This is a genomic window from Variovorax sp. 01N429, assembly GCF_056399425.1.
Map to the genome: position 1 here is coordinate 108,549 of NZ_JBFTRG010000006.1, position 22,121 is coordinate 130,669.

28 protein-coding genes and 1 pseudogene are annotated in these 22,121 nt (G+C 62.9%); 11 read left to right on the forward strand and 18 right to left on the reverse strand.

What is annotated here, in order from left to right:
• Positions 1–4: 4 nt before the first annotated feature.
• Both AC1DSF_RS12785 and AC1DSF_RS12790 read left to right on the forward strand, forming a co-directional pair.
• Complete coding sequence (locus AC1DSF_RS12785) at positions 5–811, forward strand: TatD family hydrolase (RefSeq protein WP_478123245.1); 807 nt, start codon at positions 5–7, stop codon at positions 809–811.
• Positions 808–1,470 carry an ankyrin repeat domain-containing protein gene (locus tag AC1DSF_RS12790; RefSeq protein ID WP_478123246.1) on the forward strand — a complete coding sequence of 221 codons (663 nt, stop codon included), beginning with the start codon at positions 808–810 and terminating at the stop codon, positions 1,468–1,470. The genes AC1DSF_RS12785 and AC1DSF_RS12790 overlap by 4 nt, the downstream gene beginning before the upstream one ends.
• Before the next feature lie 8 nt (positions 1,471–1,478).
• On the opposite strand, the pseudogene AC1DSF_RS12795 reads toward AC1DSF_RS12790, so the two are convergent.
• The 5 genes and pseudogenes from AC1DSF_RS12795 to AC1DSF_RS12815 form a co-directional block, all read right to left on the reverse strand.
• Positions 1,479–2,019, reverse strand: a pseudogene (locus AC1DSF_RS12795) (MFS transporter); the annotation flags it as partial.
• Positions 2,020–2,040: 21 nt separating this feature from the next.
• Positions 2,041–2,763 (reverse strand): arsenical resistance protein ArsH, encoded by a 723-nt coding sequence (gene arsH / locus AC1DSF_RS12800; protein ID WP_478123247.1) that lies wholly within the window; start codon positions 2,761–2,763, stop codon positions 2,041–2,043.
• A complete protein-coding gene (locus tag AC1DSF_RS12805; protein WP_478123248.1) occupies positions 2,756–3,472 on the reverse strand; it encodes an aquaporin in 717 nt (238 codons plus the stop codon). Before AC1DSF_RS12805 ends, arsH begins: the two co-directional genes overlap by 8 nt.
• 8 nt (positions 3,473–3,480) lie before the next feature.
• Positions 3,481–3,975 (reverse strand): arsenate reductase ArsC, encoded by a 495-nt coding sequence (locus tag AC1DSF_RS12810; RefSeq protein WP_478182935.1) that lies wholly within the window; start codon positions 3,973–3,975, stop codon positions 3,481–3,483.
• A 7-nt stretch (positions 3,976–3,982) separates the two neighbouring features.
• Positions 3,983–4,309, reverse strand: coding sequence for an ArsR/SmtB family transcription factor (locus tag AC1DSF_RS12815; RefSeq protein ID WP_478123250.1), 327 nt, complete (start codon positions 4,307–4,309; stop codon positions 3,983–3,985).
• A gap of 120 nt (positions 4,310–4,429) precedes the next feature.
• On the opposite strand from AC1DSF_RS12815, the gene AC1DSF_RS12820 reads away from it, so the two are divergent.
• On the forward strand, positions 4,430–4,627 hold the full coding sequence (locus tag AC1DSF_RS12820) for a hypothetical protein (RefSeq protein WP_478123251.1): 198 nt from the start codon (positions 4,430–4,432) through the stop codon (positions 4,625–4,627).
• A 32-nt stretch (positions 4,628–4,659) separates the two neighbouring features.
• Positions 4,660–5,751, forward strand: a complete 1,092-nt coding sequence (locus tag AC1DSF_RS12825; protein ID WP_478182936.1) for a serine hydrolase domain-containing protein — start codon at positions 4,660–4,662, stop codon at positions 5,749–5,751.
• Between the two features lie 6 nt (positions 5,752–5,757).
• Here AC1DSF_RS12825 and AC1DSF_RS12830 read toward each other — a convergent pair whose 3' ends face one another.
• Both AC1DSF_RS12830 and AC1DSF_RS12835 read right to left on the reverse strand, forming a co-directional pair.
• Positions 5,758–6,093 (reverse strand): cell envelope biogenesis protein TolA, encoded by a 336-nt coding sequence (locus tag AC1DSF_RS12830; protein WP_478123253.1) that lies wholly within the window; start codon positions 6,091–6,093, stop codon positions 5,758–5,760.
• A gap of 291 nt (positions 6,094–6,384) precedes the next feature.
• On the reverse strand, positions 6,385–7,593 hold the full coding sequence (locus tag AC1DSF_RS12835) for a serine hydrolase domain-containing protein (protein ID WP_478182937.1): 1,209 nt from the start codon (positions 7,591–7,593) through the stop codon (positions 6,385–6,387).
• A gap of 126 nt (positions 7,594–7,719) precedes the next feature.
• Here AC1DSF_RS12835 and AC1DSF_RS12840 point away from each other — a divergent pair, with 126 nt between their 5' ends.
• Positions 7,720–8,841 carry a 3-deoxy-7-phosphoheptulonate synthase gene (locus tag AC1DSF_RS12840; RefSeq protein ID WP_478123958.1) on the forward strand — a complete coding sequence of 374 codons (1,122 nt, stop codon included), beginning with the start codon at positions 7,720–7,722 and terminating at the stop codon, positions 8,839–8,841.
• Here the strand turns inward: AC1DSF_RS12840 and AC1DSF_RS12845 are convergent.
• The 3 genes from AC1DSF_RS12845 to AC1DSF_RS12855 form a co-directional block, all read right to left on the reverse strand.
• Positions 8,828–9,502: a protein-L-isoaspartate(D-aspartate) O-methyltransferase gene (locus tag AC1DSF_RS12845; protein WP_478123255.1), complete on the reverse strand. Its 675-nt coding sequence runs from the start codon at positions 9,500–9,502 to the stop codon at positions 8,828–8,830. The genes AC1DSF_RS12840 and AC1DSF_RS12845 overlap by 14 nt on opposite strands.
• A 128-nt stretch (positions 9,503–9,630) precedes the next feature.
• Entirely contained in the window at positions 9,631–10,560 is a 930-nt protein-coding gene (locus AC1DSF_RS12850; RefSeq protein ID WP_478143012.1) for a manganese catalase family protein, read from the reverse strand.
• Between the two features lie 85 nt (positions 10,561–10,645).
• On the reverse strand, positions 10,646–11,221 hold the full coding sequence (locus AC1DSF_RS12855; protein ID WP_478123257.1) for a DUF4142 domain-containing protein: 576 nt from the start codon (positions 11,219–11,221) through the stop codon (positions 10,646–10,648).
• A 325-nt stretch (positions 11,222–11,546) separates the two neighbouring features.
• Between AC1DSF_RS12855 and AC1DSF_RS12860 the strand changes: the two genes are divergently transcribed.
• A complete protein-coding gene (locus tag AC1DSF_RS12860; protein ID WP_478123258.1) occupies positions 11,547–11,741 on the forward strand; it encodes an aminoglycoside phosphotransferase in 195 nt (64 codons plus the stop codon).
• 174 nt (positions 11,742–11,915) lie between these two features.
• On the opposite strand, the gene AC1DSF_RS12865 is transcribed toward AC1DSF_RS12860, so the two are convergent.
• The 3 genes from AC1DSF_RS12865 to AC1DSF_RS12875 form a co-directional block, all read right to left on the reverse strand.
• Complete coding sequence (locus tag AC1DSF_RS12865; RefSeq protein WP_478123259.1) at positions 11,916–12,182, reverse strand: hypothetical protein; 267 nt, start codon at positions 12,180–12,182, stop codon at positions 11,916–11,918.
• A gap of 145 nt (positions 12,183–12,327) precedes the next feature.
• A complete protein-coding gene (locus AC1DSF_RS12870; protein WP_478123260.1) occupies positions 12,328–12,768 on the reverse strand; it encodes a cyclophilin-like fold protein in 441 nt (146 codons plus the stop codon).
• 133 nt (positions 12,769–12,901) lie between these two features.
• A complete protein-coding gene (locus tag AC1DSF_RS12875) occupies positions 12,902–13,867 on the reverse strand; it encodes an AraC family transcriptional regulator (protein WP_478123261.1) in 966 nt (321 codons plus the stop codon).
• Positions 13,868–14,017: 150 nt separating this feature from the next.
• Here AC1DSF_RS12875 and AC1DSF_RS12880 point away from each other — a divergent pair, with 150 nt between their 5' ends.
• The 4 genes from AC1DSF_RS12880 to AC1DSF_RS12895 all read left to right on the forward strand — a co-directional run bounded on the left by AC1DSF_RS12880 (position 14,018) and on the right by AC1DSF_RS12895 (position 17,597).
• The gene (locus tag AC1DSF_RS12880) at positions 14,018–15,058 is read left to right on the forward strand and encodes a class I fructose-bisphosphate aldolase (RefSeq protein WP_478182938.1); all 1,041 of its coding nucleotides are present in this window, start codon (positions 14,018–14,020) and stop codon (positions 15,056–15,058) included.
• A gap of 115 nt (positions 15,059–15,173) precedes the next feature.
• Positions 15,174–15,650, forward strand: coding sequence for a MarR family winged helix-turn-helix transcriptional regulator (locus AC1DSF_RS12885; RefSeq protein WP_478123263.1), 477 nt, complete (start codon positions 15,174–15,176; stop codon positions 15,648–15,650).
• The gene (locus AC1DSF_RS12890) at positions 15,647–16,642 is read left to right on the forward strand and encodes an FUSC family protein (RefSeq protein ID WP_478182939.1); all 996 of its coding nucleotides are present in this window, start codon (positions 15,647–15,649) and stop codon (positions 16,640–16,642) included. Before AC1DSF_RS12885 ends, AC1DSF_RS12890 begins: the two co-directional genes overlap by 4 nt.
• Positions 16,643–16,880: 238 nt before the next feature.
• On the forward strand, positions 16,881–17,597 hold the full coding sequence (locus AC1DSF_RS12895) for a YceH family protein (protein ID WP_478123265.1): 717 nt from the start codon (positions 16,881–16,883) through the stop codon (positions 17,595–17,597).
• Positions 17,598–17,612: 15 nt separating this feature from the next.
• Here AC1DSF_RS12895 and AC1DSF_RS12900 read toward each other — a convergent pair whose 3' ends face one another.
• Complete coding sequence (locus AC1DSF_RS12900) at positions 17,613–18,560, reverse strand: adenylate/guanylate cyclase domain-containing protein (protein WP_478123266.1); 948 nt, start codon at positions 18,558–18,560, stop codon at positions 17,613–17,615.
• Between the two features lie 376 nt (positions 18,561–18,936).
• Here AC1DSF_RS12900 and AC1DSF_RS12905 point away from each other — a divergent pair, with 376 nt between their 5' ends.
• Complete coding sequence (locus AC1DSF_RS12905) at positions 18,937–19,194, forward strand: hypothetical protein (RefSeq protein WP_478123267.1); 258 nt, start codon at positions 18,937–18,939, stop codon at positions 19,192–19,194.
• Between the two features lie 39 nt (positions 19,195–19,233).
• On the opposite strand, the gene AC1DSF_RS12910 is transcribed toward AC1DSF_RS12905, so the two are convergent.
• From AC1DSF_RS12910 to AC1DSF_RS12925, 4 genes are read right to left on the reverse strand one after another with little or no spacing between them, the layout of a single operon-like run.
• Positions 19,234–20,163, reverse strand: a complete 930-nt coding sequence (locus tag AC1DSF_RS12910) for an LD-carboxypeptidase (RefSeq protein ID WP_478123268.1) — start codon at positions 20,161–20,163, stop codon at positions 19,234–19,236.
• The gene (gene tadA / locus AC1DSF_RS12915; protein WP_478123269.1) at positions 20,160–21,215 is read right to left on the reverse strand and encodes a tRNA adenosine(34) deaminase TadA; all 1,056 of its coding nucleotides are present in this window, start codon (positions 21,213–21,215) and stop codon (positions 20,160–20,162) included. Before tadA ends, AC1DSF_RS12910 begins: the two co-directional genes overlap by 4 nt.
• 10 nt (positions 21,216–21,225) lie before the next feature.
• Complete coding sequence (locus AC1DSF_RS12920) at positions 21,226–21,426, reverse strand: hypothetical protein (RefSeq protein WP_478123270.1); 201 nt, start codon at positions 21,424–21,426, stop codon at positions 21,226–21,228.
• 31 nt (positions 21,427–21,457) lie between these two features.
• The gene (locus AC1DSF_RS12925; RefSeq protein WP_478123271.1) at positions 21,458–22,105 is read right to left on the reverse strand and encodes an FMN-binding negative transcriptional regulator; all 648 of its coding nucleotides are present in this window, start codon (positions 22,103–22,105) and stop codon (positions 21,458–21,460) included.
• Positions 22,106–22,121: the final 16 nt, after the last annotated feature.

Genomic DNA, 22,121 nt, shown 5'->3' on the forward strand with positions numbered 1-22,121 from the left:
CGCGATGTTTACCGATTCCCACTGCCACCTCACCTTTCCCGAATTCGCGGACCAGATGCCGCAGATCCGCGCCGCCATGGCTGCCGCGCAGGTCGATCGGGCGCTCTGCATCTGCACCACGCTCGAAGAATTCGACGATGTGCAGGCCCTCGCGGCCGGTTATGACAACTTCTGGGCCTCCGTAGGCGTCCATCCGGACAACGAAGACATCGCCGAGCCCACGGTCGAGGATCTCGTGCGGCGATCGGCGCTGCCGAAAGTCGTCGCCATCGGCGAAACCGGACTCGACTATTACCAGATGGAAGAGCGCAAGGGCGGCCGCAGCATTGCCGATCTCGAATGGCAGCGCGACCGGTTCCGCGTGCACATTCGCGCTGCCCAGCAGACGCGCAAGCCACTCATCATCCACACACGCGAAGCGTCGGCGGACACTTTGGCCATCCTGAAGGAAGAGGGCGAGGATGGCGGCGCCAAGGCCGCGGGCGGTGTCTTCCATTGCTTTACCGAAACCGCAGAAGTGGCTCGTGCTGCGCTCGACCTCGGCTTCTACATTTCCTTCTCGGGCATCCTGACCTTCAAGAAGGCGCAGGACCTGCGGGACGTGGCGGCCTTCGTGCCGCTCGACCGCATGCTGATCGAAACCGACAGCCCGTATCTCGCGCCCGTGCCGTACCGCGGCAAGACCAACAACCCCTCGTATGTGCCCTATGTGGCGCAACAAATCGCTGAACTGCGCAAGCTGCCTGTCGAGGCTATTGCCAAGGCCACCAGCGACAACTTCGAGACCCTGTTTGCCGGGGTAAAAACATGAAGAAATACTTCAAGAATCTCATCTATCTCATTGTCATTGCTATATCTTTTTCTTCTCATGCTGATTCGTTCAGCGATTTTTTCAGAGCCGTCCGCTCTGACAACGCAGGCGGTGTCAAGAGCTTGCTGAACAGGGGTTTCGATCCGAACACGCGTGACGAGCACGGTCAGACCGGCCTTTTGATCGCGATGCGCGAGCCTTCACCCAAGGTGATCCAGGTGCTGCTGGAGTGGCCCAAGACCGACGTCGAAGCACGCAATTCAAAGGACGAAAGCCCTTTGATGCTGGCCGCTATCAAGGGCCAACAAGATGTGGTCATGAAGCTGATCGAGCGAGACGCGGACATCAACAAGCCTGGTTGGACGCCTCTGCACTACGCAGCGACCAACGGGCACGTCGAAATCATGAAGCTGCTGCTGGACAAGGATGCCTTCATCAATGCGCAGTCGCCGAATGGCACCACGCCGCTGATGATGGCTTCGATGTATGGCTCGGCTGCGGCGGTCAAACTGCTGCTCGACGAGGGCGCCGACCCGCTGATGAAAAACGAGCAAGGCATGACGGCGGCCGATTTCGCAAAGAAGGCCAACCGGACTGACGCCCTGCAGATGCTGTCCGCGGCCACGCAGCCGAAGAAGCCTGCTGACGGCAAATGGTGAGCGCTGCGCGCTCCTATGCTTTTCGCTCCTCTCGTCGCGCCAGTCAACTGGAGCAGGCGAGGCAGATGCGCCGCCATCGCCGTGCTGATGAACCACGTCGCGGCGAAGACGAATGCCAGCAGCCAACCGATGAATCGTGCGTTGGACTTTCCGCTGTCCTCAGTCCGAGTCGGATTCAGTTGGGGCGTCTCGTGTTCAGGCTGGGCCACGCTCGCCCTGGGCACTTTCGGCAAACAAGCATCGAGCGGCACGCCCACTACCAGGTGCAGCGCGGCCCAGGCAAGACAGGCTCCTCGCCAGCCGAACTGTGTCTCCAGGAAAGCCGTGAGCGGCCAACCAACGGTGCTGGCGAAGCCTGCCAGCAGGGTGATGCCTGTGATTGCGCCGCGCGAATCATGTCCGTAGGTGCGCACGAGCGCGGCAAACCCGGCCCAGATCCCGAGCCATGGGCGCGGCGAGCATCGCCAAGAGGTAATAGGAGGATGCCCAAGCCAGCGTCTGAGCGGTCCCGAGGGCCGCAACGATCCGGCGCTGTGTCATTTCGGCCATCTCTCCGGAGACCTCTCCACGTTAGATGGCCCGTTGATTGACCCTTTTGGAAAGCTCTTCCGCGCTTTCCTTGCGCTCGCTGTACCGGTCCACCAGATAGGGGCCGATATCGCGCGTGAGCAGCGTGAACTTGAAAAGCTCCTCCATCACGTCGACCACGCGATCGTAGTAGCTGGAGGGCTTCATGCGGCCCGACTCGTCGAATTCGAGAAAAGCCTTGGCCACGGACGACTGATTCGGGATGGTCAGCATGCGCATCCATCTGCCGAGCACGCGCATCTGGTTGACCGCGTTGAAGGACTGGGAGCCGCCCGAGACTTGCATTACCGCGAGCGTCTTGCCTTGCGTGGGCCTCACCGCGCCCATTGCGAGCGGGATCCAGTCGATCTGCGACTTCATGATGCCGGTCATTGCACCGTGCCGCTCGGGTGAGGTCCAGACCATTCCCTCGGCCCACTCAGCAAGTTTGCGCAGCTCTTGCACCTTCGGATCCGTGTCGGGAGCACCGTCCGGAAGGGGCAGGCCCATGGGGTTGAACACTTTCACTTCGCCGCCCATGGCCTCGAGCAGGCGCGCGGCCTCGTAGGTCAGCAAGCGGCTGTACGAGCGTTCGCGCAAGGAGCCGTAGAGCAAAAGAAATCGCGGCCGATGCAGCGATGGTTCATGCGCTTTCAGGCGGTCTGGTGTGGGAACGTCGAACAGTTCGGTGCGGAGCGCGGGGAAGGTGGGAGGGTTTTCAAACACGGTGCATGTGGTCGTCGGCGACGAGTATTTCGTCGGGGGTGGTGATGGTTGGCTTTTCAGCTTCACGAAAGCTCAGCGCGCCGTGAATCGCGACGCCGATGCTGGCGCCTACGAGTTCGGCGGCCACGAAAGCAGGCACGCTGGACGGCGCGATTCCGGCAAAGCTGTTGCTGAACATCCGGCCGAACGCCGCTGCGGGATTGGCAAACGAAGTCGATGCCGTGAACCAGTACGCCGCACCGATGTAGCAGGCCACCATGGCCGCCACCCGGCTCGGCGGCGCGCGCAGGATCACCAGCAGCAACCCCGCGGTCGCGACCGCTTCGGCAATCCACTGGCCCGTGCCGCTGCGGACCTTGGTCGACAACTGAAAAATGCTGGCGTCGAACATGGCGTGCGCAAGCCACGCGCCGAGCATCGCGCCAAGAAGTTGGACGACGATGTAGGGCATGACGAGGCCGCGCCGCATTGCGCCGCGGCCTGCCATCACCAGAGACACCGCCGGGTTGAAATGGGCACCGCTCACGGGACCGAACACCTCGATGAGGATGTAGAGGCCGCCGACGGTGGCGAGAGTGTTCGCCAGCAGTGCAATGGCAAGATTGCCGCCTGCCAGACGCTCGGCCATTATTCCCGAGCCGATGACAACGGTCAGCAGAAGGGCAGTGCCGAGGGCTTCGGCCAGCAGTTTGCGCAAGACTTCGCTCACGTCGGGCCCTAAGTCCTTGAGATCATTTCGAGGGCTTTCTGCAGCTCGACGTTGCTCATGTCGTCGAGTGGCAGTTGCAGCAATTGCAGCATGCGATAGCCGATGGCTTGGCGTGTGAGTTCAAAAGCCATGCGCTTGCCCTCGTCGCCGCCCGCTGCGTTCGAAGGATCCGGGTATCCCCAGTGCATCTTGACGGGGCTGCCCGGCCAGTAGGGACAAGTCTCCGCCGCGGCGCTGTCGCACACGGTGATGACGATGCGCATCTTTGGCGCGTCTGGCGCCGTGAACTCGTCCCAGCTTTTGCTTCGGTAGCCTGCGGTGTCGACGCCCGCCTTGCCCAACACCTCCAGTGCGAACGGATTGAGTTGGCCGCTCGGCGCACTGCCGGCGCTGAATGCGCGAACGTCCTTGTTCAAGGCTTGGGCCCAGTGATTGAGCATGCCTTCGCTCAATACGCTCCGAGCGGAGTTGTGGGTGCAGAGGATGAGAACGTGCGTCGTCATGAAGCGCTCAGCACTTGCAGGCGTCGGCCGCCGTCTCGACCGCGCAATCTTGTCCCTGGCAGCAGTTTTCGGTGAGGTAGGCGAGTAGCGCGTTCATGTTCTCGTACGCTGCGCGATAGACGACGTTGCGGCTTGCGCGTTCCTGCGTCGCAAGGCCTGAATTCGCCAGTTCCTTGAGATGAAACGACAAGGTCGCGGGCGGCACGTCGAGCGCCGCCTGGATGACTCCCGGCGTGAGGCCGCCGTGACCCGCAGCCACCAAGGCGCGAAAAACTTCCAGGCGCACCGGATGGGCGAGGGCGGCAAGGGCGCGGACGACTTCATTCGATTCCATTATTCGAGAATACTGGAATCGTCATCTTCTGGTCAAGGCCTACTTGCGCGCGACCAAGACAAAATGGACACCTCCGGCGCATACTCAAAACCAGCTTCCTGGCATGAAAGGAGTTCTTCCGTGATCACAACTGAAGTTCATTTGCCCGAACTCGCTCTGTTGGCAGGGACCCGCGGGGCATTGGGAGCCGGGGTCGGCCTGCTGCTTTCCGACAAGCTCAATGAAGAGCAGCGCAAAAGCATCGGATGGACGCTGGTGGCCGTCGGATTGCTGACCACCATCCCTCTTGCGGCGATGCTGCTGGGTCGTCGCCGATGAATCGACGCGTGGCTTGAAAGAGCCGGACAACCATGCAGAGCAACGCCACGTCACGCCGTGGATTCGTCACTGGCAATCTGGCGTTTGCGCTTGGTGCGCTGTCACGGCTGAGTTCGAGTGTTGCTGCCGAAAACTCCGAGAACGCTGAGGATTGGGGCGAACCCAAGGGAAGCGCAGCCATCGATCGGGCGGCCCTTCAGAAAGTCTTGGCCGATGCTCGCTCGGTCGCCGCCCTCAGGAGCGTTGTCGTTGTCAAGAACGGGGCTCTTGTTGCGGAGCAATACCTTGGCGGCGTGACCGCTGCAGACTTGCAGGGCGTGAACTCGGTCACCAAGAGCGTCGCTTCGATGCTCGTCGGAATCGCGATTCACCAGGGAAGGATCAAGGGTCTTTCGGAGACGGTCGCGACTCTCCTGCCTTCAGCAGCAGCGAAAGCGCCGGGCGCGCCTGCGCTCTCGATCACGCTCGAACAAATTCTCACCGGCACCTCCGGTCTGGTTTACGACTATCGAACCGCAATACGTGCCTTGGACACGGCAGACGACCCCGTCGCCTTTGCATTGAGCCTTCCATTCGATCCGCAAACGGTAGGAAAGTGGGTCTACAACGATGCTGCGGTTTCCTTGCTGTCCCCCATCCTTGTTCAAGCGCAAGGCATGCCGGTGGACCAGTTTGCGCAGCTCGATCTGTTCGGTCCGTTGGGCATCGAGCGGGTTGGGGCAGCGCGCGACAGAGCCGGAAACTTCATGAGCTACCGAGGCCTGCGCTTGCGAGCACGCGATCTTGCAAAAATTGGATGGGTGATGGCCAATGACGGGCGATGGGGCGACAAGCAGATCGTGCCCTCAGACTGGGTCAAGACCAGCACGACCTTTCAAGTTTCCACCACATGGAGTGCGAGGCCCATACAGAAGGCCGGCTACGGCTGTCTGTGGTTTACGGGCAATCTGAGCGGTCGCCCGGTTGCGTGGGCCTGGGGCTATGGCGCTCAGTTTGCGCTTGTCGTACCTTCTCTTCGACTCGCCGTGATGACCACGGCGAGCAATCCCCCTCCCGGTGAACTGAGCGCGCAAACCAATGCCGTCATGGCTGTCGTCGCCCAGATCGTGGCCGTCGCCGGATGAAGCGAGCTACTTGGCTGCTGGCATGCCGGGGGTGTTGGGCGGAGCAGGATATTGGGCAGCGTTGTCCTTTGAATTCTTCTTCATGCGGGTATTGGCCTTTGTCTGTCCGGCCGCTGCTGCCTTGCCCGAGCCCAAGTCGTCGTTCTCGGCCGAGTTGATTTCGTCGCCGCCGATCTTCTTGTCGCCGCCGTGCTTTTTTGCATTGTCCTTCGCCTGCGCGCGTTGCTGCGGCTTGCTGTTGGTGATGACCTGCTCCTGCGATGAAGCGCCCGGCGGGTTCTGGGCGTACGCACCACCGGTCGCCGCAAACGCGGCGAGCATGATTGCAAGAGTTTTGTTCATTGCGTGCTCCTTGATGAATGTTGACTGGACCAGACTCTCGCCGCGACCGCGCCAATGTTCGATCACAAGCGAGTCCATTCTTCATCCGCCCTCATGGCGGGTAAATCCCGGCCACCACCTAGCAACACGTACGTGCCCGCAGGGATAGCCCGGCCGGCGCTTCTTTTCGACAATCGACACGCCTCGTGCCTGACAACAAGGTAGTTTCCTTTGGTCCCAGGCGAGCTGGGGCTTTCGGCCGCCTTGGGGTGGCCGACTTTTTGCCAGACTCCCAATGGGACAAACGCGCTACTAGCTGCCGGGCTTGCCCGCCGCTTCGTCGTCGATCGCCTTCTGCACGGCCTTGTAGAAGGCTTCGCGCGCGGCGCTCTCGGCGCGGCTTGTCGCGACCGGCCAGTCGCCATTGGACGCAATCACCAGTCTGCGCTTCGGGTCGATGAAGATCCCCTGGCCGAAGATGCCGCGCGCCGCGAAGCTGCCGTCGTCGTAGGTCCACCACTGGAAGCCATAGCCGCGGCCGGGCTGGCCGATGTCCGCGCGGCGTGTGGTCGCTTCGGCCAGCCAGCCGTCCGCGACCACCGGCTGCCCGTTGACACGCGCACCATCGAGGATGAACTGGCCGAAGCGCGCGAAGTCGCGCGTCGCCGCCTGGATGCAGCAACCGCTGATTTCCTGCCCGGTGCTGCTCAGAAGCCATGTCGCCTTTTGCTCCATGCCGGCCGGCACCCAGATTTTTTCCGAGAGATAGCTAGCCAGCGGCTTGCCAATGGCCCGGGCCAGCAGCACGCCCACGAGGTTGGTTTCGCCCGTGCTGTAGTTCCAATGGGTGCCGGGCGGCGCGGCACGCGGCAGTCGGCGCAGGTAGCTCACGAGCGCATCGACGCCGGGCTCGGGCTTGTGGTTGTTGAAGCGCGCGACGTCGGAGTCCGGATCGGCGTAGTCTTCGTTCCAGCGAACGCCGGAGGTCATCGTCAGCAATTGGCGGATGCTGACGACGTCATACGCCGAACCCTTCATCTCCTGGATGTAGTCGCTGACCTTGTCATCGAGGCTGCGGATCTTGCCCTCACGGACTGCGGCGCCGAGCAGGGTGGAGGTGATCGATTTGGCAACCGAGAAGCTCGTCCATCGTCCCTCGCGGTCGAAGCCCAGTCCGTAGCGCTCCAGGCGAAGTTTGCCGTCGTGCAGGATGACGACCGCAGCGCTCCTTTGCTCCGCCATGAAGGCATCGACGTCAAGCGGCAGCGCCAGTGGCGGGCCTGGCGGAAGAGGCGAGGGCGTGGGGCCGGCGTCCACGACGTGTGCCTTGGCGAGCACCGGCAGACGGTCGAGCGCACGGAATGCAGCATCGCGCTGCGGCTGGCTCCAGAACAGCAGGTCGCGGTCGGTCGGCATCGTGGCGATCAACGCGCGGGTTTCCTTGTCGAGGCTGAACCAGCCCGCTGCACCGGCGACGGCAACCACGGCCACTGTTCCGAGGACGATCCTTCCAAACTTCATGCTGCAAATCCCTTGTTGATGCGTCGAGCCTGCGCATTGAACACCCAAACACAATCCGAATCACCTTTTCCGAAGTTCTCGTGATGGAAAATGTCGGCTTTCTCAACCGACGCCATGCCTATTCCTATGCCGAAGCTCGACGATCCTCTCCACGACGCCGAGATCGGCTCCCGCGACAGCACCATCGACACCACGCGCATCGATGACGTGCGCATCGGCGCCGTGCGTCCGCTGATGACGCCCGCGCTGTTGCAGGAGAGGGTGCCGGTGCTAGACGAGACGCTTGCGCTGGTGGAGGACAGCCGGTCGGCCATCGCCGACATCCTGCATGGACGCGACGACAGGTTGATCGTCGTGGTCGGACCCTGCTCGATCCATGACCATGACCAGGCCATCGAATACGCCCACCACTTGAAGAAGGCGGCCGACGATCTTGAAGACGATCTCTTGATTGTCATGCGCACGTATTTTGAGAAGCCGCGAACCACCGTCGGCTGGAAGGGTTACATCAACGACCCGCATCTGGATGGCAGCTTCGCGATCAACGAAGGCCTGGAGCGCGCGCGGCGCCTGCTTCGTGAACTGACGCTGCTGGGACTGCCCACCGGCACCGAATTTCTCGATCTGTTGAGCCCTCAATTCATCGCCGATCTCATCGCTTGGGGCGCCATCGGCGCTCGCACCACCGAAAGCCAGAGCCACCGCCAGCTCGCCTCGGGGCTCAGTTGCCCGGTCGGCTTCAAGAACGGAACCGACGGCAGCATCAAGGTGGCCGCCGACGCCATCCTCGCTGCAAGGGCGCCGCATGCCTTCATGGGCATGACCAAGATGGGAATGGCGGCGATTTTCGAGACGCGCGGCAACGACGACTGCCATGTGATCCTGCGCGGCGGCAAATCGCCGAACTATTCGGCCGCCGACGTGGCCGCGAGCTGCCAAGCGCTGCAAGCGAGTGGCCTGAGGGAGCAGGTCATGATCGACGTGTCTCACGGCAACAGCAGCAAGCAGCATCAGCGCCAGATCGTCGTGGCGCAAGACGTAGCGCAGCAGATCTCCGAAGGCGATCGGCGCATCACCGGCATCATGATCGAAAGCAATCTGGAGGAAGGGCGGCAGGACCTCGTCACCGGCGTGCCGCTCAAGCACGGCGTTTCGATCACCGATGCCTGCATCAGCTTCGCGCAGACCGTTCCGGTACTGGACCAACTGGCAAGCGCGGTCCGCAGCCGACGACTCACGTCGAGGTGACGTCTTCGAGTGTCGAGAAAAGTACCTGGAAGATTTCCCGGGTGGTCACCGAACCCTGTGCGTCTTTCTTGAGCTGGATGAGCTGCTGGGCGTCGGGCAATCCGGCGGGTATGACCATTGTTCCGCCGGGCTTCAGTTGATAGATGAGGGCCGGCGGAATCAGCTCAGGGGCCGCCGTCACCATGATCTTGTCGAAGGGCGCGCGCTCGGGCCAGCCCTGGCATCCATTTCCGATCCTGATCTGGACGTTGTCGTAGCCTTCGTCGGCGAGCCGTTGTTCCGCTTGTTCGGCCAGTTCCTCGATGATTTCAACAGAGTAAACCCGGTGCGCCAGTTCCGCCAAGATGGCCGATTGGTAGCCCAGGCCAGTGCCGATTTCGAGCACGGTGTCGGTCGGTTGTACGCCGAGCAGGTCGGTCATCACCGCGACGATGAACGGTTGCGAAATCGTCTTGTGAAAGCCGATCGGCAAAGGGGAGTCGACGTAGGCGTAAGGCTGAAGCTCAATGGGCACGAAGGCGTGGCGCGGCACCGTTGCCAAGGCCTTCATGACTCGCGATGCCAGCGCAGCCTTGCCCAGGTACGTGGTCGAGAAGATCGTCTTGGCGGCGATCTCGGCCATCATTCGCTGCCGCAGCATCGTGAAGTCCGTCTCGCTCATGATCCCGTCATTTGAGCAAAGCACTTCGGTAACTTCAACCCGGAAACCCTGATGCACGCATGCCTTCGCGCGTGCATCGGATCGACCTCGGCCGGCCGCGGCCGATGAATCGGCGAATGCCGCCGCCTTCAGGCCACGGGTTTGCCCGAGACAGCCGCGCTGTCGACCGGGTTCATGGTCTCGGCCGTTTGGCCCTGGCCCAGTTCCGCACCCGTGGTGGGGTCGCCATCTCTCTGCGACTGCGTGCGCGCGGCCATCTGCTGCACCGTCGACATTTCCTCCTCGCCCAGCGAGACCGTCGCCATGCCATCGCCGCCGTCTACCGGCGAGGATTCCTGCGTCATCGGCACGTAGTTCCACTGCCCGCCCTGGTTCCAGGGACCGCGCATGCCATCGCCGCCGTTCGACATGCGGTAGTACACGCTGGTGAAGCGCGGATCGCCCGGCAGCTTGCCCGGCGGGAAGTTGGGTTCGATGGAATAGAGCGCTTTTTCGAACGACTTCTGGTGCGCGATTTCGCGCGTCATCAGGAAGGTGAGGGCGTCGCGCACGCCAGGGTCATCGGTGAGATTGATGAGGCGCTCGTACACGATCTTGGCGCGTGCCTCGGCGGCGATGTTCGAACGCAGGTCCGCGGTTGGTTCGCCGATGGTGTCGATGTAGGCGGCCGTCCACGGAACGCCTGCAGAGTTGACCAGCGGCGGGCCACCGCCATAGAGCACCTGCGTCACGTGGCTGTCATTGCCGTTTGCGGTGATGGTGCGGTAGAGCTCGCCTTGCTCTTCGACTCCCTCTGCCAGTTGGCCCTTTGCGCCCTTGTTGAGCATGCCGACGATGGTGCCGATGATTTCGAGGTGGCTCAGCTCCTCGGTGGAGATATCGAAGAGCATGTCCTTGCGGCCTGGATCGCCATCGCCCAATGCCTGCGTGAAATAGCGGCACGCCGCAGCCAATTCGCCTTGCGGCCCGCCGAACTGCTCCAGCATGAGGTTGGCGAGACCGGGATTGCTCTCGCTCACTCGAACCGTGTATTGCAGTCGCTTGTTGTGTGAAAACATGAAAGCTCCTTGCTTTGGAGGGGGTGGAAAAAACGTTTGATGCCGGACCGCTTTCGAGAGCAGGCGAGCGATCGGCGGCGGACTGTCAGGGCTTGGCACTGCCGCCGTCGCGGCTCATGCTCTGGGCGTGCTGAAGATGGCCGTCGACCACCGGCAGCATCTTCTCGGCGAGGTTCTTCACGTCGCTGTCTTTCGCGTTCTTGCTGATTTTTTCAAGCTGGTCATGCACTTTGCGGTGATCGGAGACGCCGGCCTTCTTCATGTATTGCCGGTCGAACTCCGCGCCATGCAGGCTCGACATCGCCTTGGACTCCGTCTTGTGGATCACGTCCGGCCCATCGGGCAGCTTCACGCCCTTGGTTTCAGCTACCTGCTGGACTTCTTTCAGGCCGGTGGTGTGGTCGTCGATCATCATTTGCGCGAACTGCTTGACTTGCGGGCTCTGCGCGTTCTGCAAGGCGACCTTGCCGGCCGCGACTTCGTTGATGTTGGCTTGCGCCATATCTTTGAGCGCGTTGGTGTCCGTGCGCGAAAGCTTGTTGGAGGACAACGACGATGACGCGTCGGATGAGCGCGCGGGCTGCGCATGGATGGGTTGTGGAGCCAAGGCCGCTTGCGCGACGAAGGCCGTGATCAAGGCGAGAGCCGCTGGTCGAATCATGGTGAGCACTCCAATGGTTGGCAGGCGAAGTGGCGCCTTGTTTGGTGGATGGGAACTGCCGGTGTGCAACGAGCGTGCCATCCGCCAAAACGCGCCTGGTCGCTGGAGAGAGGCTCCAGGAGCCCATCGGACAGCGATGTCTTCGCAAGGAATGCCGCAAATCTTGCGGGCAGCTGTGCATGAAATGCCGGTGTCTCTGAAGCTGTCTCCACGCTGAAATTCGATAGCCGCTGCGTTCGCCGGTGGCGCTGCGGGTTCGTCTCCTACGTGCTGGGTGATTGCATCGAAGCAAGGTCTGCAAGTGCTGTGGACCAAAGGACTTGCCATGCCTGAAGATGCGGAGATCCCGATCCCTGAGAACGCGGAGTCGTTGCGCGCGCAGTTGCAAGCGCTGGCCGAACGCGTGGGTGTCCTTGTGCCTGGCGCGCCGCTTTCGGACGAACTCGTCGCGTTTGCGGAAGGCGCGATTGCACTGGAACGACAGAGGTCGGGCCGGACAACGCAGCGCAATGGGCATTGATGGCTCTGGTGAGTCGCCGTCGATTCGAAGAATGCAATGTATATTATGTAAACTCAAACGCGCGTGATTCAACGTGTCCAAACGGCTCATCATCCAGAGCCTGAAGACTCCTTCTCCAAGACGCCCTTCTCCGCAACACCGCAGATAGCCGGCCACGCTTCAGCGCGCAACATGTCACCGCGTGTGGAATCGCGGCCGCGCTGAATGTGAGTCTCTGAAGGATTCAAGCCAGAGCAACACCGTCGCCGTAATCCAGCCTGCGAGCGACCAAAGCACAAAGGCCAGCAGAATCGACACGAGCAGCACCTGCGAGTCAACCAGCTCATAGGGAATCAGCCTTGCAGTGGTAGCGTTGCTCGGCACCGGCGCGTAAGGCGCAACGGGCGCTGGATACAGGAGCGGCACGCCGAACAAGATCAGCGCGAGACCGGCCCCGACCATGAAGGCACGCCTGAAAAACCGCTGATAGCGCCGACGTCGTCTATGCACAAGCTCTCGCGCATCCATTTGCTGCTCCTTATCGGAGGCATTCCGCCGAACAGCCAATTTCGAGACGGCGGTCAGCGCCTGTGTGTAAGACGCATCCTCACGATGCCGTCCGCCAACCTACACTGGAGCACGCGCGCTGGCGACAAGCGCTCAGCAGATCGAGCGTCGTCTGGTCGATATCCGTCTCCGGCACTTCGATGGTTACTGTGAGCGGCCCGGCAACGCCGAACTCCTCTGCCCCGAAGTCGAGTTTTCCCAGAATGTGGACAGCGCCACTGAGCGTCTGCCCGTCGTGCCCGTAGAAGATCGTGAGATCCGGCCCGGGAGCCCAGCAGATCAGGTCGCCAATTTCATAGCCTTGGTCGGTGCGCATGCCGGTCCCCGAGATGGCGCCTGGCAACGGCCCGAATTTCTCTCGCTTGAAGAGATCGTGCATCGTGATCGTCAGGGGCAGCATGGCGACGAACTCCTCGGCCGTCTTGTTGTCCGCCAACGTGGCCGGAATCACCTTGTCGTTCAGCTTCAGATGAATCTTCATGATTGACCTCTTCGAATTGAATGGGCGCGTCGATGGACGAACGCCCTTCTGCGGCACACCGCTTCGGGTGCGCCACTGACATTTGCAAGCCGTGGGAACGGTTTTGCGGCCTCTGCCGCGCTCGTCAAGCGCTTCAGCTGGTCACGCGGCCCAACTGAAGCTCACGCAGGCGCTTGATGTCGCGTGCCGGCGGCAAGCCGAAGAAACGGCTGTATTCGCGATTGAACTGCGACTGGCTTTCATACCCCACCCGGTGCCCTGCCGTGGCGGCGTCCACGTCTTCGCTGATCATGATTCGTCGCGACTCCTGCAGGCGCAGCTGCTTCTGGAACTGCAGCGGGCTCATCGCGGTCACCGCCTTGAAATGCTGATGCAGTGATGACACGCTCATGTGGACTTCGTCCGCGAGGTCTTCCACGCGAAGCGGCTCCTGGAAGCGACGCGAGAGCACGCCGATCGCCTGGGCGATGCGCTGGCTGTGGCCGTCGACGACCGCCATCTGGGCCAGCCGCCAGCCATCCGGCGATTTCATCACCCGGTACAGGATTTCCCGCGTGATGAGCGGCGCCAACGCGGGGATGTCTTCGGGAGAGTCGAGCAGCCTGGTCAGCCGCAGCACCGGGTCCAGCAGCGTGGTCGACAACTCGCCAGTGAAGATGCCTCGCTGGGACGCCCGCTTCGGAAGCGCCTCACCCAGCCTCATCTCCAGCGCGAGCGCTGCGATGTCCTTGACGTCAAAGCTCAGGCGCAGGCCCAGGTACGGTGCTTCGGGCGATGCATCGACCACCTGCCCTGCCACCGGCAGGTTCTGCGCCACGACGAGATATTGGCTGCTGTCGTAGACGTAGACCTCGTCGCTCAGCAAAACGCGCTTGCTGCCTTGCGCCAGAACGCAAAACGCCGGCTCGTGCATGGAGTGAACGGGATGCTGCACTTGCGACGCGCGGCCCAGCATCAGGCGCGGTATGGCCGTTTCATGGCCGCCGTCAGTGACCGTGATGCGGTCGATCATGGCGGCAAGTTCGGCCCTCATCACGGTGGTTTGCAGTTGATCGTCAGGCCGATCGCTGCGCAATGCATTGTGGGTGGATGTCAGCATGGACCGAAGCTTAGGCATCTTGACGGCGCTTGTCTCCACTTGCAGGAGTCAGCCGGAGAATCGGGCAAACATCTTCAATAATTCTGCAAGGCGGGCTTGCATCACGGCACCTTCCGGTATGAGACTGGACGACTCACACGGAGGACTGCCATGACCAACCCCACCGCACTCCAGGCCACCGTCGAAGCGATCGCCCAGAAGGGCAAAGGCATTCTTGCCGCCGACGAAAGCGGCCCGACGATTGCCAAGCGTTTCAAGACGATCGGCGTCGATTCAACCGAGGAGAACCGGCGTGCATACCGAAGCCTGCTCCTTTCGACGCCGGGACTCGGCCAGTACATCAGCGGCGTCATCCTCTATGAGGAAACGCTGACCCAGCTTTCGGACGATAGCGAGCCGCTGCCTCGGCTTGCGGCGAGACAAGGCATCGTGCCCGGGATCAAGGTCGACGCGGGCAAGATCCCGCTCGCGCTTTCGCCCGGCGACGAGATCACCCAAGGGCTGGACGGGCTCGCCGAACGCCTCGAAGGCTACAAGCAACATGGCGCACGATTCGCAAAGTGGCGGGCCGTCTACAACATCAGCGACACCCTCCCCGGCCGCGCAGCCGTCAAAGCCAATGCCGAGGCTCTGGCGCGCTATGCGGCGGTCTGCCAGGAGCTCGATGTGGTGCCGATCGTCGAACCCGAAGTGCTGATCGACGGCAGTCACACCCTGGCGCGCTGCGCCGAGGTCACGCAAACGGTTCTGCGCGAAGTCTTCCATGCGCTGGATCGCCATCGCGTGGCACTCGAGCACATGTTCCTCAAGCCGAGCATGGTGATTCCGGGCAAGTCCCAGGCGCGGCAATCGAAGTGCGACGAAGTCGCGGCGCATACCCTGCGCGTACTGCGGCGCACCGTGCCGGCCGCGGTGCCGACTATCAACTTCCTGTCCGGCGGACAGTCTCCTGCCGAGGCGACGGCAAATCTTGACGCGCTGAATCGACTGGGGCCGCACCCGTGGCTCCTGAGCTATTCGTACGGACGCGCATTGCAGGACCCGGCGCTCCAGGCGTGGCAGGGCCGCCCAGCCAATGTCGGCGCGGCACAGCAGGCATTGCTCAAGCGCGCACGGCTGAATTCCGCCGCGAGCCAGGGGGCGTACAGCGCGGACATGGAAGATGCAGCCGGCGCGCCAGCGCATCGTTGAATCTTTACCGTTGACCATTTGATCGTCGATTGCGATTGCGATTGCGGTTGCGATCTACCAAGACATGTCTTAGCATCCGGTAGCCGGAAAACTACGACGCGTCTTGGTACCTTGCATGAGCAGAACCCAACCTCCTCCCGATTCAGCACACTGCGCCATCCGCCTGCGCGGGGCCGTCACCCTTCTGGCCCGGCGCTTGCGCCCTTCGCCGCAGCAAGGCGGCCTCAGCGCGGCAAAGCTGAGTGCAATTGGCCAGCTCTACCGCGCCGGCGCAATGACGCCGACCGATCTCGCAGCGCGTGAAGGCGTCAAGCTTCAATCTCTCACGAGGCTGCTGGCAGAGCTCGAAGAAGACGGCTGGATCGCCCGCAAGGCTCATGCATCCGACGGGCGCCAATCGCTGCTGAGCCTGACCCGGACGGGCTCGAAGCGACTCGCAGCCGCCGTGCACGCGGGCGAAGCTTCGCTGGCCAAGGTCATCGGCACCACGCTCGGAGATCACGAACGCGCCGTGCTGCTGGAGGCTTGCACGTTGATCGAAAGCATCTCCGAGGTGCTCGCCGCTGAGACACACGACGCGGAGGCCGCATGAGCTGGTTTTCGATGGACGCCGAAAAGCGCCACCATGGGCTGCAGCTCGCCGCCGCGGTCGTGCTCGCCTATTTCGTTTCGAGCCTGGCCGGTCTGCCCGAGCATTTCTGGGCAGTCATGAGCACGCTCATCGTGATGCGGCCGAATTCGGCATCCACATTCGACGCCGGCTGGGATCGCGCCAAGGGCACGCTGATCGGTGTGACTGGCGGGCTGATTGGTGTCTACCTGCAGCACATGGGCGCCCATGCGCTGGCGACGACGCTCACGGTGGTCGTGCTGCTGTCTTTCGCCAGTGCCGCGAGCCCTGGGCTGCGCAGCGCTCCAGTCGCCGCGTTGATCATTCTTGCGGCGGGAGGCCTGCCGGGCCATTCGCCGTTGCAAGTGGCATTGCTGCGGGTGGCGCAGATTCTCATCGGCGTGGCCGTCGCGATGGCGATCGCCATGGCCTCTTCGAGGTACCGTGCCGGCGACCGTCTTCGAGCGGGTTGCGCGACGTTGCTTCGACGCTTGGCGCATCTCCTGCAGCAAGCGGATGCACGCGCGGCGCGCAACGAGTCCGACGCGGAGAAAGCAGGCGCGGCTGTTCGCGCGGCGCTCGATCGGCTGACGACACTTGCAGCTAGCGCCGATCGGGCATCACGGTTCTTCAAGCGCGCGGATGTTGCGGCCGACGGGCGGCACCACAGGAACATCGTCGGCTTGACCGGCCGCATCGTGCAGGACATCTCGCTGCTCAACCGCGTGCTGCGCGTCAAGGGTGAGCAGCAGCCGCTTCGTTGCGCGGGCGAAGCGGCGCAGGCCGTCAGCGCCGGGCTCGCAAGCGTCGCGGACGTTCTCGCCGGGCGCGGCCAGCCCGATCTGGCCGCCTTGCGCGCTACGACCCGCGCGCGGGGCCAAGATGCTCCCGACGCATTGCTCGCCGCCCCGTTGCGTCTTCTGCTCGAAGATATGCAACGTCTCGCCCGAGTGGCCGAGCAGCAACAGACCTGACCCGCTGCGTGCGGGCTGCCCCCGCCGGAGTTGTGCCGCCATTCTGTGGATAACACTGTGTGAAGTCGCGGGAGTCGCCTACGGGTCGCGTGTATCCACGCGGGTTCCCACCGCATTGCCTCCTGAATGAGCAGCGGGACAACAGGAGATTGGCAAAGCGTCGTCAGTTTGATCGCTAAGCTACATCTGTGCACCAGATCGCGCAAATCGCGCAAAAAACCAACCCCGATTTCCTGCCATGTCCAGCCCTCTTCCCGTTCTTTCGCTTCTTGAAACCCGTGTGCTTGGCGTGCTCGCTGAAAAGCAGCGGACGGTGCCCGACAGCTATCCGCTCACCCTCAACGCGCTGGTCGCGGGCTGCAACCAGAAGACCAGTCGCAACCCAATCCTCGAGATCACGGATTCGGACGCCCAGAGTGCGATCGAAAGCCTGAAGGGCCTTAGCCTCGTGCAGGAAACCAGCGGCGGCCGCGTGTTTCGCTACGCGCACAACATCGATGGCGTGTTGAGGATTCCATCGCAATCGATCATCCTGCTGGCCGTGCTGATGCTGCGCGGACCGCAGACCGCGGGAGAGCTTCGCATCGCCTCAGACCGCATGCACAACTTTGCCGACATCTCGTCCGTTGAAGGCTTCCTGGATGAAATGGCCGAGCGGCCTGCTGGTAGTCTTGTCGTGAAATTGCCGCGCCTGCCCGGCTCGCGCGAAAGCCGCTGGACCCATCTCCTCGGCGGCGAGCCTGCGGAGGTCTTGGCCTCGCCAGCAGCTTCCACGGGCGCCGACGAGATCTCGTTGAGCGAAGTCGCCGCGCTCAAGGCCCATGTCGCGCGGCTGGAGACCGAGCTCTCGAAAATGAAAACCGTGGTGACTCGGATATGTTCGGAATTGGGCATGTCGGAAATGCCCGATATGCCCCATATGCCCGATAAGCCCCGTACACCTGATGCCTCTTGAGGCACCCCGGCAGCTTCAACGTACGTCGCGTCGCGCCAGCAGCACGTTTCCGCCCGTGGTGTTGAACGAGATGGTCGGCGCGCTGAAGTCGCTCAGCGGCGCCCCCAGGCCTATTTCGCCGCTGCCATGCAACACGCATTCGTCGCGCCGCAGTGCGATCTCGCCGCTGGCGCCAGCCGTGCCATGAAAGCGCACCCAGGTGCCGTACGTGCTGACATCCACGAGCACGCAGCTGCCATTGCGCGATTCGATGCGTGCATGCAGGCGTGAAACGCGGGGATCGTTGACCACGAATTGCGCCTCGTCGACCCGGCCCAGGTGAATGGGCAACTCTTCGGCCCGAAACATCGAGCGCACGTCGAGCCAAGCCAGCTCGATCTGCCCGAAGGATGAATCGGCGGCTCGCGCCGACTGAACCAGCGAAGCCGGCATCGTCAGGAACTCGGAGACCTCGTCCTGCCAGTCGATCCTGTGAACGATCGGCATCTCGTTCTTGCCGCGAATGTTGATGGGGCCGAGGCTGCGATGACGGACTTCGCCGCCATGAAATTGATCGATGACGGATTCGGTCGCCCAGATCTGGCCGGGGCCTGCGAGATCGCTCAGGCGCGATGCCAGGTTGACGGCGTCGCCATAGCAATCGCCATCGACCTGCACGATTTCCCCGCTCGCGACGCCGATCTGAAGCTCCATGCGCAGAGGCGCAGGCCAGGTTTGCAGCCGCTTCTGATGATTGCGCTGCATTTCGAGCGCGGCACGGGTGGCCGTGATGCCGTTTCCGAACACGGCCAGCACGCCATCGCCGAGCGTCTTCACGACCCGGCCACTGTGGGATTCACACACACCACCAATCCATTGGGTCAGCCGAGTCACCGTCTCGGTCGCGCGCGCGTTTCCCATGGCCTCGAAGACCCTGGTACTCCCCGTCAAGTCAGCAAATACGACAGTGGATTCGGCGCCCATGTGTGCAGTTTTTGGTAGCTCTCGCTTCCGGATTATGGCAAAGGAGCAAAAAAAGACGGCCTTCCGGAGCCAAATCGCGCGACTTCAGCTTGAACCTGTTGCTTTTTCATTTTGGCGGACCCTGGTTGCAACTGTTGCATTTAGACAAGTAACACTTCCGTACTCTTATTGGACCAAAGCTTGAAGTGAATCGTGAAGTATGTTGTTTTTAAACGCGAAATGTCGTTTCGCCTCTTGTGCGTGAAAGGGGGCCGCCGTAACGTACTCACTCATCAAGGCTCTCGGCACCCGCCTTTACGCAATGGTCTCCCTCAGCAGGTTCTTCCGCATTCTGTCTCTCCCAGGTTTCGGCTCGCGTCGTTCCGCGGACCGTCAGATGGGTCGGATTCGCACCGCCATGCTGTCGCTCCTGCAGGTTCACGGGGGGCACTCGGTGCAACGTGTTGCACAGCGCGTGCGCTTCGCGGGCGACCTCGAGGCGCTTTGGTATCTGCGCCAGGATGTGCTGACGGCGCTGAGCGCGGTCGACGGTGAAGTCGCAGCGCGACGCCAGATGCGCCAGATCAATCGCCTGTTCAAGGGCGGCCTCCCGCACACGATGGGTCCGAGGACCCACCAGCGCATCACCACCTGAGCCGAGCGACGCCCAGCGCTCGAGGTTCAACGTCAACGCTCAATGAGCGTGGCGATGTCCCCAGACCATGAAGACGTCGCGCCCGTCGGCGGCAATTTCCACCTTCGCGCCGACCGGCAGCAGAACCTTGGTCGGCACGTGACCAAAAGGTAGCCCGGTCAACACCGGCGCCTTGATCAACTCCCGCAATCTCGCCGTCACGGTCTGCATGCCGAAGCCGCGATCGTGCGGCACCTTTCGGATCCCCGTGAACTGTCCCAGGATCACCGCTTTCTGGCGCGCGAGAACGCCGGCGTGGCGCAACTGGTCGAGCATGCGTTCGATGCGATAAGGATGCTCGTTGACGTCCTCCAGGAACAGCACGCCCTTATCGATCGTCGGGAAATATGGCGTTCCGAGCAGGCTGGTCAGCACGCAGAGATTGCCTCCCCACAGCACCGCGCCGTGAATGCCGCGAAACGAGCCCACGTCGGCCGCGTCGCGCGCCGGCATCCGCCAGCCGGTGCCTTCGCCCTGCCCGCACAGCAGGTCGTCGAAGCAGGCTTCCATGATGTCGTCCGCGCCTGCTTCCGCGCCGAAATCTTCGCCGATTGCCGGGCCGGCCCAGGTCACGCTGCCGGTCTTCGCCAACAGCGCGCTCTGGAAGGCAGTGAAATCGCTGAGTCCGACGAACTCGGTGCCGCGATGGATGGCCTTGGCAACGGCCTTGTACGGAATCGCGTCGAGGATGCGCGTCAGCCCATACCCGCCACGCGAGATGAGTGCCACGTCGGCGCCGCTGGCCGCAGCACGCGAGATGGAGGCCAGCCGAACGGCATCGTCGCCGGCAAAGCGCTGATGGGTGGCAAGCGCGGCTTCGTCGATCTCGACCTCGTGGCCCAATGCCTGGAGGCGCTTGACGCCCCGCTTGAAAGCGGCCTTGTCGCGCACCGCACTGGACGGCGAATAGATATAGATGTGTTTTTTCACGGGGCGAAGTATCCCATCGCATCCTTGGCGATTTGTGCCGCCTGCGCTGCCGAAGGGCCCGAGACACGTCTTTGAACGGCCCCCAGCGCTCGGAGGCCGGCCTCATAGCCGCGGTCAGCGAACGGTGCTCGCCATGCATCGGCGGCCTGGGCGCCTTCGTCGGGCGCGCAAAGCACCTTGGCAAAACGCCCGGGAGCCGCATCGACGAGAAGCGAGGCCAGCCCGGACGCGCCCGCGCTATGCACCAGCACGAGCGGTCTGGCGTCGAGTTGGTCGATCCATTCGAGCAGCACATCGCGGTGCCACTCCAGCCGATGGATCGCCTCGCGCTTGGGCTTGTCGCTCTTGCCGAAGCCGATGAGATCCGGCGCCAGGACGCGAAGCTGACCGAGACTGGCAAGGTGCCGAAAGAAGTAGCTCCATTCACCCGGCCCGTGCAGGCACAGGAGCGCGAATAGTCCCTCGGTGGGGCCTTCGTCGAGGTAGTGCATCCTCCATCCCTGCAGGCTCGGCAGGTCGCACACGTAGTGCGATTCGAAGGGGTAGTCAGCCAGCGCGCTGAAACGTTCGGCCGGCGTGCGCAAGGCATCGTCGCGCAACGGTTCGGCTGCTTCGCGCAGCGCGCCGCGGCGACCGCGAAAAAACCCTTGCAAAAGCTTCTGGCATTGCGCCGCCATCACCCCGCCTTTGACGGCAGTGTGGTGATTCAGTTGCGATTGCGCGAACAGATCAAGCACCGAGCCCGCCGCGCCGGTCTTCGGATCGCTCGCGCCGAACACGACGCGCTTCAGCCTCGCATGCAACATCGCGCCGGCGCACATCGCGCAGGGCTCGAGCGTCACGAAGAGCTCGCAGCCATCGAGGCGATAGTTTCCGAGCGCCTCCCCTGCCGCGCGCAGCGCATTGATTTCAGCGTGCGCGCTGGGGTCGTGCAGCGCGACGGGGGCGTTGCGTCCGCTGGCGATGAGCACGCCGCCCTTGATCACCACCGCGCCGACCGGTACTTCGCCGGCGTCCGCGGCCTGCCTCGCCTCCGCGAGCGCCGATTCCATCCAATGCGCGTCAGTTGTCATCCGGCATGGAACGCGGCTGCTGCGCCGCTTCGATGGATTGCTTGATCTGCTGCTGAATCTGCTGGCTCTGGGCACGAACGTCGCCGGTCGGCGCGGCCCCAGTCGCCGCGGCGGCGCCGGCCGGCAAAACGGGAGCGGCGACCACGTTCAACTGCTTTTTCACGAGCACCCCGGCAATGAGCAGCGCCATCAGAAGTCCGATGAGTCCAAGGGCGCGCATCTCAGATATCCTCCGCCTTCATTCCGTCGGTCACGGTCATGCCTAGACGCTTCATCCATCCGGCGAGCGCCCTTTCGTCGGACGAGCCCACGCTGTATTGCGCGTGCATGGCGGGATGCGACTCCTTGCGGTGCTGATTGAGCTTGAGCTTGCACTGGAGCGCAGTCACGCGCAGTTCGAACCCCACGATGCCGTTGAGCATCTTGTTCTGGAACTCCTCGCCCAGGTCGCGCCACTGCTGCGCATACGCCGGCTCGTGCTGGCCGATCAGGCGCTTGAGGAGCGCATCCTTTTCGGCAGGTAACTCGATCAGGCTTGCCTCGACCGTGCAGTGCACGGCCAGGTAGTTCCAGGTCGGAACTCGCGCAAGGTCGGGATACACAGAAGGCGACATGTAGGCGTGCGGGCCGAGGAAAGTCACCACGGCCCTGGGCCTTTCATGCAGGTAGCGCCAGTGCGGGTTGGGCTTGGCGCAATGCCCCAGCAGCACCAGTTCGCCGGAGGGTCTTTCGTCCGCCACCAGCGGCAGATGGCTGACAAAGGGCAATCCTTCGTCGTCGGTCGAAATCAGGCTGGCAAAGGCGTGCGCGCGCATCAACTCCAAGGCGATTGCGCGATCGGTGGCATTGAACTGCGGAGGCATGTACATGGTTCGGACCCTGCGG